The organism is Actinoplanes sp. NPDC019969 (assembly GCF_055562375.1).
In genome coordinates this window covers 76,386-89,149 of record NZ_JBVHFK010000016.1, presented here as the reverse complement: position 1 = coordinate 89,149, position 12,764 = coordinate 76,386, and the positions used below count along the sequence as shown (strand labels likewise).

Here is a 12,764-nt window from a genome sequence, read left to right as displayed (position 1 = left end):
GGCCCGACCCGGCGTGTTGACTTACGGTGCGATATCCGTCGTAAGTCAACACGCTGCCGTGGGAGCTGTCATCGCCGAGCGCGCCTTTCTCCTGCTCAAGCCGGACTGTCTGCGGCTGGGGCACACCGCTGCGGTGGACCGGGCCGTCGCCGCGGAGGGGCTGGGCATCGAAGGGCGGCGGGAGCTGACGCTGTCCCCCGCCGACGTGCGGCATCTGTGGGCGGAGTACGACGAGCGGGGCAACGCGCTGACCCTCGCCTTCCTGGACCGCTACCTCACCACGGGCCCCTCGGAGTTGCTGCTGCTGCGCGGGCCGGACGCGTTCGAGGCCGCGCGCCGGATCAAACGCACGATCCGGTCGGGGTACGCCGAGGGGCCGTTCGCCAACGTCATCCACGCGGCCGAGCGGCGCGACGAACTGGACCGGCAGCAACGGCGCCTGCTCGGCGCCCGGACGGAGGCCGGCCTGTCGGCTGTCCCGCCCCGGCCGCGCGGCCTCGACTTCGGGGCGCTGTTCGACGTGCCGGCGCTGGTGGACCAGGTGTGGCCGCTGATCCAGGGGACGCCCGCCGACCCGGGGCCGGCCGATCTCGGCGGCACGCCCGGGCCGGCGGCGGTCCGTCTCGGCCCCGACCCGGGACACACCCTGGACTCGACGGTCACCGCGCTGTGGCACGCGATTCCGGGGATCGAACCGCGGCGGGCCGTGCTGCTGGTCCTGCATGCGGGCTGGTCCGGCAGCACGGCGATCGCGGTCGGCGACGGCACGGCGCTCCGCCGCTGTCTCCGGACGCTGCGCGAACACGGCATCCGGAACTGCGGAACGGGTCCGGTCAGTCCCGCTTGAGCCGTGCGGCGAGCCACTCCACGGCGAGCGGATAGCGGTAGTCGATGCCACCGTGCGCGGCCGGGAACAACTCGAACGCGATCCTCTCGTCCGGGACGCCGATCCGCCGCAGCCCGTCCCGGAACGCCTCGGCGCCCAGATCCAGGAACCATTCGTCACGGGTGCCGGCGTCGATCCACACCGCGCGGAGGTTCCGCAGCGCGGCGGCGTACCGGTCGATCATGCGGATCGGGTCCCACGCGAGCCAGCGCTCCCACAGCTCCGGCTTGATCTGCCCGGACCTCGCGTCGAACGGCAGCCGCGGGGTGCCGTCCGGGTCGGCGGAGAACGCGGCGGTGCACCCGAGGAGGAGCGTGAGCGGCATGTCCTCCTCCTTGGTGAACGCGACCCGCGACTGGAAGTCCTTCCACCACGCCTGGATGTCGTGGTCGTAGGCGCGCAGCGCCCGCACCGACTTGGCGAAGTCGGGAAGGTAGCAGTACTCGTAGAGGGCGTCGCCGGCGTGGGTGGCGAGCGCGCCGAACAGGTCGGGCCGCAGCATCGGCGTGATCATCGCGCCGAACCCGCCGGACGACTTGCCGGAGATGGCACGCGACTGCGGGTCCGGGATCGTCCGGTAGTGGGCGTCGACGTACGGCACCACCTCGTCGCAGAGATAGGTGTGGTAGTTCCCGGTGCCGGGCGAGTCGACGAACTGCGAGCCGCCGTACGCGGTCCACGCGTCGACGTAGACGAGCACACAGCCCAGCGCCTCGTCGCGGGCGAACACCTGGTCGGCGGTCTCCGGGAACGGCTGCCGGAACGGTGTCCGGTTGCTCCACATGGTGACCTGCCCGGAGTACCCCTGGATCACGTAGATCGCCGGGTACCGCCGGTCGCCGCGGTCGTAGCCGGGCGGGGTGTACACCCACAGCGGCCGCACGTGCGGATCGCCGAGCGGGTTGCCGCGCAGCGCCTGCGAGTCGATCGTGTCGTGATGCAGGACGCCGGCGAGTTCAGTGCTCCAAATCGACATGCCGTCGAGTCAACTCCTCTCCGGCGATCACCGCAGCACGCATCGCCGGTAGGGCCCGCGGATCCCCTCGGCCGTACGCCAGACGCCCTACCGGGCCCCCGAAGCAGTCCTGACGTACGGCTGGCGAACTGCCGGGCCGTGACCCCGACCGCCGGCCGTCGCTCAGTCTCGCCACCGCGGCCCGGTGACCGGCCTGAGCGACGGCCGCCAACCCGAGCCGTCGCTCAGGCCGGTCACCGGGGAACCGTGGCGTGTCCGGGCGACGGCAGGCGATCGGGGTGGGGCGCACGACGGCTCCGGGGGGAGCAGGGGCGGTGCTGGTGCGGTTGGGGACGTCTCCGTGCGTACCGCCGCAGGGTTTAGAGGGTTTGATCGAGCCAGCGGAAGGCGTCGTCCTGCATGTCCGCGGTGAAGATGTGGCCGAGGCCGGGCCAGGTTCTCGTGCGCAGGCGTGACGCGGCGTGATGGGCGGACCAGACGCGGGCCATCTTGGTGTGGGCGACGGCGACGCCCTCGGCGGTGAAGAGCGGGTCGTCGGCGCCGTTGACCAGGAGCATCGGGCGTGGGGCGGCGAGGGCGGCGACGTCGGGGATGTCGAGGTGGCGGTACAGGCCGGGGTGCAGCATGAAGAACGCCGACTGGCCACGGAGCGTGTTGTTGCCGGGGACCATCATCTCCTTCAGGCCGGTCATCCAGCAGGCGGAGACCGTCGCGGCGATGTGGCCGGAGAGCGCCGCGACCTGCCACGCGCGGTAGCCGCCCATGGAGAAACCGACAGCGGCGATCCGGCGCGGATCGACCTCGGGGAGGGTGGCGAGCAGGGCGGCGGCGCGGGTGTCCTCGCGTGCCATCAGACCGGCCGGTGACGAGCCGAGGTGGAAGAGGTTACCGGCCAGGGCCTGCTGCCCCTCGTAGGTGAGGCCACCGCGATCTCCCCAGCCGAGGGCGTCGACGGCGAGGACGGCGTAGCCGCGGGCGGCGAGGTGGTCGCCGAGGAACCGGCCGCTGAAATACTTCGCGGACCAGGCGCGGGCCGAGGCCAGGCGGGTGTCGTCGTACCAGGGTTCGATCAGCTTCTCCTTGCCGATGTCGAACCTGGCGCCGTGGTCGTGCAGCAGCAGCGCCGCCGGGAACGGTCCCCGGCCGCCGGGGATCAGCATGGTGGCGCGGACCCGGCTGTTGCGGCTGAGGGTGAAGACCATCTGACGGCGGCGGTACCCGGGTCCGGGCTGCTCGTCGATGATCTCCGGCCGGAACGGGGTACGGTCGGCGGGCTCGATCAGATGGCTCTCGAACCGTTCCCGGGCGCGGCGGCGCCACGCGCGGACGTCACCGCCGTCGTAGGCCGCCGGGAACGTCAGCTCGGCCTTGAGCCGCTCGTGGAAGACCGGCAGGTTGCCCTCGATCACCGACGGCCCTTCGAACCCGGCCGCGGCCAGGGCGTCGGACAGGTGCGGGGCGGCGAGGGCCGCCGCGGGGAGGGACAGCACGGAACGACGTTTCATCGGATTCCTCACCATCGATGGGAACCTCGACGCTAGAAAGCCCTTTCCCGCATGTCAATGATCGTGACCCCGACTCTCGCCAGGGTCACGGTCCGGTGCGGGTCAGCGGCCCTGGAGGGCCTTGACGTTGTCGGCGAAGGTCCAGTTCTTCGAGCCGTCCCAGTTGATCGACCAGGTCATCAGGCCCTTGATGCCGGGAACGCTCTGATAGGCCTGGGCGACCAGCGCGGGCGTCATGTGGCCGCCGCCGGCGCCGGGCTGGGCGGGCAGGCCCGGGACCTGCTTGTCGTACGGGATCCGGATCGTCGTGCCCTGGATGGTGAGGCCGTCGGCGAGGCACTTCGTCTGCGCGGTGAAGCCCTGGACCGTGCCGGCGGCGTAGGAGTCGCCGGAGCAGCCGTACATCGAGCCGTTGTAGTACTGCATGTTCAGCCACCAGAGACGGTTGTTGTCCAGGTACTTCTTGATGATCGGCAGGTACGAGCCCCAGATCGAGCCGTAGACCACCGAGCCACCGGTCACGTACGCCGTCTCGGGCGCCATGGTGAGCCCGAAGTTCGACGGCATCGCCGCCAGCACGCCGTCGATGACCCGGATCAGGTTGGCCTGCGAGGTGGACAGCGTGCCGATGCTGCCGCTGCCGGACAGTCCGGTCTCGATGTCGATGTCGATGCCGTCGAAGTGGTACTGCTTGAGGATCGGCACGATCGTCGCCACGAACCGGTCGGCGACGGCGCTGGAGCTGAGGTCGATGCCGGCGGCCGCACCGCCGATCGACATCAGGACGGTCGCGCCCTGGGCCTTCGCGGCGCAGATCTCGGCGGCGGTCGGCACCTTCACCCCGGCGTCCATGCCGTTCTCCCAGAGGACGGTGCCGTCGGAGCGGATCACCGGGAAGGCTGCCATCAGGACGTTGTAGCCGTGCTGGGTGATCCGGCCGTCGCTGATCGGGATCCAGCCCAGGCCGGGGTGAACGCCGTTGGAGGCGCCGTCCCAGTTCTCCCAGTAACCCTGAAGGACCTTGCCGGCGGGGCGGCCCTTGACGCCGCATCCGGTGGGGGTGCTGGTCGACGGGCTCGGGCTGGCGCTGGCGCTCGGGCTGGTGCTGGCCGATGGGCTCGTGGACGGTGACGGGCCAGGGCCGCCGGTGCAGGCGCCCAGCGGTGACCACAGCGTCGGGGTCGCGGCCGGGTTCCAGCCCGTGCCGGCCCAGGCGGTGTGGTCGACCCGCGCCTGGTACAGCGCCGACTGGTAGGTGACCTGCCGGCCCGCGGTGTAGGCGACGCCCTCGGCCCAGACGGTCGAGGAGCAGGCCACCGCGGCGTTTCCGGTGGCGGTGAAGACGACGGCCGAGCCCAGCACCACCCCCGCTCCGGCGACCAGGGCCAGCATCCTGCGGCGAACGCTCATGACGAACTCCTCGACTACGTGTGCGACCTGTGCCACACATCCTGGAGTTCACCTGCGTAAATATCAAGGGTTCTTAACAGTTAAAGGCAGACCCACGAAGGCGGCGTACGGCTCCAGAGCCGGCACCGCCTCGCCGAGGTCGAAGTCGGCCAGTGGCAGCACCGTGACCGTCACGGCCTTCTTGCCGAGGGTGCGTCTCCAGGTCGCCATCACCCGGCCGTCACGGACCAGCGTCGACTGGAACACCCCGTTGCCACCGGGAATGATCTTGGCGACCTGCTCGGTGGTGGCCATCATCGACCGGTCCTTGTAACCCAGCATGTACTCGTCGAAGCCGGGCAGCGCCCGCCAGCCGGTCACCGGGCCCGCGTCGAGCACCTCCGGGTCGGCCCACATCTCCACACCCTCGACGTCCACGGATCGCAGGCCGGCCGCGGCGACGCCTTTCCGGCAGTCGCCCATGGTCAGGGCGGTCCAGCCGGCGAAGTCCTTGATCGTGGTCGGGCCGTGCGACCGGAAATAGCGCCGGGCCAGGATCGCCAGCCCCTCCTCGCGGGACGGGCTGTTCCGGCGCGGGGCCCACTCGTCCAGCAGCACGAACGTCTGCTCGGCGCCCTCGTTCGGCGCGATGGCCGTCACGCCGCGCTGGCTCACGTACCACAACAGGTGGTAGCCGCGCTGACCGTCGACCGCGATGCCGCCCTCGGTGAGCGCGGCCAGGCACGCCGATCGCGTCAGGCGGCCGCCGCCCGCCGTGATCGCGGCGGCCAGGATCTCCATCGCCCGGTGCGCGGTCTTCTCGTCGAGGCCCAGGTATTCCCAGCGCTTGGCCACGCCGGTCAGCGAGCGCACGCCGGCCAGCTCCAGCATCCAGTGCGCGTCGGCGGACGGGATCAGGTGGACGGTGCCGCGCATCGGCCAGGTGCGCACCACGTCACGCCGCTCGGTCGCAGCGACCACCTCGGGCAGGGTGCTCCCCGGCAGGCGCGTGCCGAGCGACCACAACACGCTGTTGAGATCCTGCGCCTGCAGGGCGCCGAACCACTCGGCGATGCCCAGCACGTCGGGCTGGGACCGCTCGCCGAGCAGCAGGCTGGTCATCCGGAGGCTCAGGGCCGTGTTCACGTCCACGCCCCTGAACCTACCGAAGGGGTACGACAGGAATCAGCGGCCGCGCTGCGCCCGGTACCGCTTGATCAGCGTGTTCGTCGACGAGTCCGCGTCGTCGGCCGGGCTCTCCCCCGCCGTCAGTTTCGGCGCGAGCTGGTTGGCCATCACCTTGCCCAGCTCCACACCCCACTGGTCGAACGAGTTGATCTCCCAGATCACGCCCTGGGTGAACGTGATGTGCTCATACAGCGCGACGAGCTGGCCGAACGTCTGCGGGGTCAGCGAGTGCGCCAGGATCGTGGTGGTCGGGTGGTTGCCCTGCATCACCCGGTGCGGCGCCACCTTCGCGTCGGTGCCCTCGGCCTGCACCTGCTCCAGCGTGCGGCCGAAGGCGAGCGCGCCGGTCTGGGCCAGGAAGTTCGACATGAAGAGGTCGTGCATCTCGCCGATGTCGTGGTTCGGCACGCTGAAACCGATGAAGTCCGCCGGGATCAGCTTCGTGCCCTGGTGGATCAGCTGGTAGAAGGCGTGCTGGCCGTTGGTGCCGGGCTCGCCCCAGAACACCTCGCCGGTCTGGAAGGTGACCGGCTCACCGGACAGCCGGACCGACTTGCCGTTGCTCTCCATGGTGAGCTGCTGCAGGTAGGCGGCGAAGCGGTGCAGGTACTGCGCGTACGGCAGGACGGCGTGCGACTGGGCGCCGAGGAACGTGTCGTACCAGACGTTGATCAGGCCGAGCAGGACTGGGACGTTGCGCTCCACCGGCGTGCTGCGGAAGTGCTCGTCGACGGCGTGGTAGCCGGCGAGCATCTCGGCGAACCGCTCCTTGCCGATCGCGATCATGACGGCGAGGCCGACCGCGGACGGCAGCGAGTAACGCCCGCCGACCCAGTCCCAGAAGCCGAACATGTTCGACGTGTCGATGCCGAAGTCGGCGACCTTCGCGGCGTTCGTGCTGACCGCGACGAAGTGCTTGGCGACCGCGGACGCGTCCCCGCCGAGGCCCTGGAGCAGCCAGGCGCGGGCCTCCTTGGCGTTGGTCAGCGTCTCCTGCGTGGTGAACGTCTTCGACACCACGATGAAGAGGGTGGTCGCCGGATCGAGATCCCGCGTCTTCTCGAACAGGTCGGTGGGGTCGATGTTGGAGACGAAACGGCACTCGATGTCGCGCTGGGAGAAGTCCTTCAGAGCCTCGTACGCCATCACGGGGCCCAGGTCGGAGCCGCCGATGCCGATGTTGACGACGGTCCGGATGCGCTCGCCGGTGTGGCCGCGCCACTCCCCCGAGCGGACCTTGTCGGCGAACGCGCCCATCCGGTCCAGGACCTCGTGCACGTCGGCGACCACGTCCTGCCCGTCCACGACGAGCTGCGCGTCGCGCGGCAGCCGCAGCGCGGTGTGCAGGACGGCGCGGTCCTCGGTGACGTTGATGTGCTCGCCGGCGAACATCGCCGTGATCTTCTCGCTCAGCCGCGCGCGCTGGGCGAGCGCGAACAGGGCGCTCAGCACCTCGTCGTCGATCAGGTTCTTGCTGTAGTCGACATACAGCCCGGCGACCTCGGCGGCGTAGCGCTCACCGCGCTGTGGGTCGCTGCCGAACAGGTCGCGCAGGTGCACGGCGGAGAACTTCTCCGCGAGGCCCTGGAGGGACTGCCATTCGGCGCTCTCGGAAACGTGCTCGCTCATCTCTCCCACTCCGAACCTGGACGACGCGTAAATCGTGGCACGACCCGCGGCCTGCGCACCCGCGAACCGGCCGGGTCGCAGCCCTGCCCGCGAGGTTAGTCCCCCCGAAGCCCCGGTGTACCCGCCGTCCCGAAGTGTCCTTCTTCTCACTCGCTTACGATGCGCCGATGATTCTCAGGTTGTCGGCGGCCCTCGCCGGGCACCGCCGGGCCGTGCTGCTGACCACGGTGGGGCTGGTCGCGGCAGCCCTCGCCGCGCGCGTCGCGGGCGTCGCCCCGGACCGGCTCGCGCCGCTGCTGATGGCCGGGTTCCTGACCGCGGCGCCGGCGGCGGTGCTGCTCAGCCTCGTGCAGTCCGGGCCGCGGCTGGCCCGGGCGTTCGTGGTCGACGAGGCGGGGCGCGCGTTCCGTACGCCGCTGATCGGTTTCCGTCATGTCGCCGGGACGGCTCACCTGCTGCTGATCGGCACGGCCCTGCTCTACCTGGACAAGATCGTGGCCGACGGACTGCGGTCGATGGTCCCGTTCGGACTCGTGGCGGGCTCCTTCGTGACATACCTGTGGGGACAGTGGCACGGGGTCGGCGTCGTCCTCACCCCGGACGGGCTGCGGGCGGACAAGGGCGCGGGCGCGTTCTCCGTACCGTGGGAGGCCCTTGATCCGCGCCAGCCGCACCACGACGGGATCGGGGAGGTCGAACTGGCCGTCACCCGGCGGGATCTGATCTCGGTACGGGGCGTGGTGATCCGCCGGAGCCTGCCGTTCGAGGGAGCCGGCATGACCCCGGAACTCCTCGCCGCGACGGTCCGGCACTACGCCGCGCATCCGCGGGAACGGGCCGGGATCGGCACCGCGAAGGGGCAGGAACGCCTGATGGCGGCCCTCCGAACGGAAAATGTCGTACCGGGCCTCTAGTTTCTGCGCATGGTTTCCGCGGCGTACTCGTACCTCGGCTCGTCGGCCCTCGACGACGGGCTCACCCTGCAGACCTCCGGCGGCCCGGCGGCGCACCCCCGCTTCTTCACCGGCTTCCTGACCGACCCCGGCGCCGCCGCCACCGGCCTGCTGGCCGTCGCCGAGGTGGCCCGCACCCGCTATTTCCGGCCGCTGCCACCGGCCAGTCTGGACCCGGTGGTCACCGCCGGTTCGGACCGGCTGCGGTTCGAGTCGTTCTCCGGCTGCTGCGGCGTCTACGCCCGGATGGACGTGCTCCCCGGCGGCCTGGACGGGGAGATCCTCGCCCACGGCACCACCAACGTGGACGTCAACCTGCCGTTGCAGCGGGCGCTGACCCGGGTCGGCCGCGCCGATCCGCTGCACGTCGCAGTCGGTCCCGACGATCTCACCGTCACCACGTTCGACGGCGAGCTGGTCGAGCGGAAGGTGCCGTTGCCGTCGCGGTGGCTGCGCGGCTTCGCCGAGGCGCAGGTGCTCACCGCCCGGTTCGACCCGCGCGCCGAGATCGGGGTCGCCGAGGCCCGGATCCTGCTCCACCGGCTGCCCGCCGCCGACAGGTCGATCCTGTGGGCGGTGCCCGCCGGGCGGACGCTCCGCTTCACCTCACGGCCCGGCCCGGGCGCGGTCTGCCTTCCGGGCGCCGGCCGGCTGGCGGCCCTCAGACCCTTCCTGCGGTACGCGACCGCGCTGCGCGTCTACGGCCCGGCAGTGGCCGCCGGCAGCGGCCCGGTCGCCAGCACCTGGGAGCTGACCACACCCACCCTGCGGCTGTCGGTGACCCTGTCCCCCGAGCCGTACCGGGGCTTCTCCGGCGAGGGCGCCGTCCTGGAGTCCCTGGCCAGCGACGAGGCCGCCGACGACGCCGACCTGATCAGCGCCCTGCTCTCCTGGGACCCGACGATCGACGTGGACGCGCTCGCCACCGCGTCCGGGCTGGACACCGGCCGGGTCCGGGACGCGCTGACCCAGCTCGGCACCTCCGGCCGGGTCGGCTACGACGTGGCCGAGGCCGGCTATTTCCACCGCACCCTGCCCTACTCCGCGGCCGTGGTGGAGAAGATGAACCCCCGCCTGGCCGGAGCGCGGGCCCTCGCCACGGGCGGCGCGGTCACCGTGGGCGCCGCCGGGCCGGACGTCTCGGCGGTCCGCAGCGGCGACGCGATCTACCACGTCCGCGACGCCACCTCCTGCACCTGCCCGTGGTGGGCCAAGCACCGCGGGGAGCGCGGCCCGTGCAAACACGCCCTCGCCGTGCGGATGGTCCTGGCCGGCGCCGACACGACAGCGGACGAGTTCGAGGTGACGGCATGAGCCTCGACTGGACGGTGCTGCTCCGGCGGTCCGTCAACGCGGATCACTCCGGCGTCACCGCGCTGCTGCTGGGCGCCCCCGAGGCCGAGCGGCTGGCCTTCTTCCCGCACCTCGAGGCCGGCATCAAAGGACTGCACGACTGGTGGAGCGGCCCGTCCAACCCGGCCACCGGCCTCGCCCTGGCCGTGATCGGCACCGCGCCCGGCGCGGCGAAGGCGGCGGCCCTGCTGAGCCGCCGGGACGTGCGCGACCACTGGCGGTGGATGTCCGCCGACCGGCTGCTGGCCGTCGCCGCCGCCCGCGAGGTGGACTGGCTCGGCGACCTCGGGCTGCGGCTGGCCGCGCGGCTGCCCACCCGCGACGTCCGGGACGGCCAGGCGTGGGAGTTCGTGGCCGCCCTGCTGCGCGCCGGCGGGACGCCACCGCCGGTCACCGAGGGTGTGGTGCGGGGCTGGCTGGCCGGTCTGATCCGGCCCAGCGGCCGCTGCCTGCCGCCGCTGACCGTGCGCCTGCGCGACGACGAGCACCTCGATCTGCTGCTGCCGGCGGTCTTCGAGGTCGACGGGCTGGGCGCCGACATCTCCAGCGTCTCGGTCAGCAGGAACGCCGTCCGGTTCCCCGAGGCGGTCGCCGCGCTGGTCACGGAGGGCCGGCTGGAACGCAAGACCGTCCTGGCCGCGACCGTCGACCGGCTGGTCCGCGGTGACAAGCCGAACGCGTTGCGGCCGTTCATCCTGCTGCACGAGGCCCTGGCGCCGACCGTCGACGAGATCGCCGCCCACGCGGTCGACTACACGCGGCTGCTCGCCGAGGGCCCCGGCCCGATCGCCACGCTCGCCCAGCCGCTGCTGCGGGCCCTCGGCGAGGCCGGCCGCCTCAACCTGGACGATCTGCTCGAGGTCAGCTCCACGGTCCTGCTGCGCCGGGAGAAGACCCTGGTCAAGGCCCAGCTGTCCTGGCTGGAGAAAGCCGCCCGCCGGGAGCCGGACCGGGCCGGCGAGGTCTACGAGACGATCAGTTACGCGTTCGGCCATCCGGCCCTCGACATCCAGGACCGGGCGCTCACCATGATCGCCAAGCGGCTCCCCCGGCTCGCCCCGGAGAGCGTGGCCCGCCTCGCCGGGGCCGCCGAGATCCTGGCCGGCGACCTGCCCGCCCGCGCCGCCACCCTCTTCGGGGACGCCCTCCCGGCCACCGGGCCGGCCGAGCCGCCCGCGCTGCCGCCGCCCGCCGGGCCGGCCCTGATGCCGCCGCCGATCGGCTCACCCGGCGAGCTGGCCGAGGAGATCGCGGTGCTGCTGCACGAGCAGTCCGGCGTCCGGTGGGAGCGGGTGCTGGCCGCCGTGGTCGCGCTGCACGCCGACACCGACCGGGACACGCTGTCCGCGGCGCTGAGCCCCCTGATCGAGCGGTACCCGAACTGGTTCGCCGCGAGCCGGTGGAACGCGGGCTCGCCGTTCGTGTGCCTCGCCACCGCGATCCGGATGGTCACGGCACAGCCCCGGCACGACAGCGCGCACCAGCGCCTCTACAGCGCGGTGCGCACCGCCTGGCAGGAGGGCCGCCGGGGCGGGACGAACTCCACCCTGTCCAGCGGCCCGGACGGGGTGCTCGCGCTGCGGGCCGCCGAGATCGCCGTCCACATCAGCGGATCGATGGCGCCGGAGCTGGTGGCCACCCCCACCCACGTGAACGGGAGCATCGATCCGGCGGTCCTGCTGGAGCGGCTGAGCCGGGCCGAGGCCGAGGGCCGGCAGCCGTGGTCCTTCGACCTGGAGCAGGCGCTGCTGCGGCTGCCCCGCGGCGCCGTGGACCCGGCAGTGACCGCCGGGGCTGCGGCGCTCACGTCACCGGCCGGGCGGCAGTTCGCCCAGTGGCTCGCCTCGGGCGGGCTGCCGGACCCGGTCAGCGCGACGTTCGTGCAGCTCGGCCAGAGGAACGCGGACGGGTCGCACACCTGGGACCGAGCGGTGCCACGCCGGGTGACGGCGACCCTGCGCCCCTCCCGGGACGGGGGCCTGCGGCTGGAACGGCAACTGCTCACGCTCACCCCGCCGGCGCATCCGATCTACACCCCGGACGACTTCGCCGGCATCGAGGAGGTGCTCGCCATGGTGCTGCCGCATCACCGGGAGGTCGCCGCCGCCTGGGCGCTCGGTGACCTGGCCGCCCTCGCCGACCAGGACCAGAAGGGCGCCGGCCGGTTGCTGCCGCTGCTGGCCGAGTGCGGCGGGCCGGTGGGCCCGGCGCTGGCGACCGGGCTGGCCTACACGTTCGGCGCCAAGCAGGAGAGCGACCGGGCCGCCGCCGTCGACGCCTTCCTGACCCTCGCCGCCGACCCCACCGCACTCGGGCCAGGCGCGGCCGGCGGTGGGCCCCGGGTGGCCGGCGCCGGGGCGGCCCCGGCCGGATCCGGGGCGGGCGGCGGTGCGCCCGGGACGGCCGGCGCCGGGTCGTTCGCGGCGGCGGCCGGTGTGGCTCTGGCGGACCTGGCCGCCGACGGCACGGTGAAGCTCAACCGGGTGATCCCGGCGCTGGCCGACGTGCACCGGGCGGGGGCCTCCGCCGCCGTGTGGGAGCTGCTCGCCGCCGCCCTGCCACCGCTGCTCCCGACCGGTCAGCGGGCCGTGCCGGAGCTGCTGGAGCTGGCCACCCAGGTCGCCGCGGCCCTGGGTGTCCGCGCTCCGGTCGCCGGTCTGGCCGAGGTCGCCGGCCGCCCCGGGTCGTCGCGCCTGGTTCAGGAGTCCCGGCGCTTGCGGGCCGTGCTGACCGCCCCGGCCTGAACGGTGCGGCAACCGGGCGGGCTGACGTTCGGCCCGGACATGCGAACGCCGCGGCGCCGCCCTCGGTCAGGAGGGCGGGACCGGGGCGGGCGGCGCGGTCTTCGTGTGTTGATTCCGGCCGCGTAACGCGGCCGGAATCAA

Annotated in this window: 9 protein-coding genes; 4 read left to right on the top strand and 5 right to left on the bottom strand. The window is 72.6% G+C overall.

All coding sequences use genetic code 11. The annotated features are described in order from the left end of the window. Positions 1 to 58 precede the first annotated feature (58 nt). Positions 59 to 847, top strand: a complete 789-nt coding sequence (locus tag ACZ3II_RS37685) for a nucleoside-diphosphate kinase (protein WP_465524515.1) — start codon at positions 59 to 61, stop codon at positions 845 to 847. Here ACZ3II_RS37685 and ACZ3II_RS37680 read toward each other — a convergent pair. The 5 genes from ACZ3II_RS37680 to pgi form a co-directional block, all read right to left on the bottom strand. Then, on the bottom strand, positions 834 to 1,862 hold the full coding sequence (locus tag ACZ3II_RS37680; RefSeq protein ID WP_465524513.1) for an alpha/beta hydrolase: 1,029 nt from the start codon (positions 1,860 to 1,862) through the stop codon (positions 834 to 836). The genes ACZ3II_RS37685 and ACZ3II_RS37680 overlap by 14 nt on opposite strands. A gap of 359 nt (positions 1,863 to 2,221) precedes the next feature. Then, a complete protein-coding gene (locus ACZ3II_RS37675) occupies positions 2,222 to 3,367 on the bottom strand; it encodes a dienelactone hydrolase family protein (RefSeq protein ID WP_465524511.1) in 1,146 nt (381 codons plus the stop codon). Between the two features lie 102 nt (positions 3,368 to 3,469). Continuing rightward, positions 3,470 to 4,777, bottom strand: coding sequence for a glycosyl hydrolase family 18 protein (locus ACZ3II_RS37670; RefSeq protein ID WP_465524509.1), 1,308 nt, complete (start codon positions 4,775 to 4,777; stop codon positions 3,470 to 3,472). 63 nt (positions 4,778 to 4,840) lie between these two features. Continuing rightward, positions 4,841 to 5,908, bottom strand: coding sequence for a winged helix DNA-binding domain-containing protein (locus tag ACZ3II_RS37665; protein ID WP_465524507.1), 1,068 nt, complete (start codon positions 5,906 to 5,908; stop codon positions 4,841 to 4,843). 33 nt (positions 5,909 to 5,941) lie between these two features. Then, positions 5,942 to 7,573, bottom strand: coding sequence for a glucose-6-phosphate isomerase (gene pgi / locus ACZ3II_RS37660; RefSeq protein ID WP_465524505.1), 1,632 nt, complete (start codon positions 7,571 to 7,573; stop codon positions 5,942 to 5,944). 167 nt (positions 7,574 to 7,740) lie between these two features. Between pgi and ACZ3II_RS37655 the strand changes: the two genes are divergently transcribed. Genes ACZ3II_RS37655 through ACZ3II_RS37645 form a run of 3 tightly spaced genes read left to right on the top strand, consistent with a single transcriptional unit; the run spans position 7,741 to position 12,623 of the window. Further along, complete coding sequence (locus ACZ3II_RS37655; protein WP_465524503.1) at positions 7,741 to 8,487, top strand: hypothetical protein; 747 nt, start codon at positions 7,741 to 7,743, stop codon at positions 8,485 to 8,487. Positions 8,488 to 8,496: 9 nt separating this feature from the next. Then, a complete protein-coding gene (locus ACZ3II_RS37650) occupies positions 8,497 to 9,840 on the top strand; it encodes an SWIM zinc finger family protein (protein WP_465524501.1) in 1,344 nt (447 codons plus the stop codon). After that, positions 9,837 to 12,623 carry a DUF7824 domain-containing protein gene (locus ACZ3II_RS37645; RefSeq protein ID WP_465524499.1) on the top strand — a complete coding sequence of 929 codons (2,787 nt, stop codon included), beginning with the start codon at positions 9,837 to 9,839 and terminating at the stop codon, positions 12,621 to 12,623. The genes ACZ3II_RS37650 and ACZ3II_RS37645 overlap by 4 nt, the downstream gene beginning before the upstream one ends. The last annotated feature ends 141 nt before the right edge of the window (positions 12,624 to 12,764 follow it).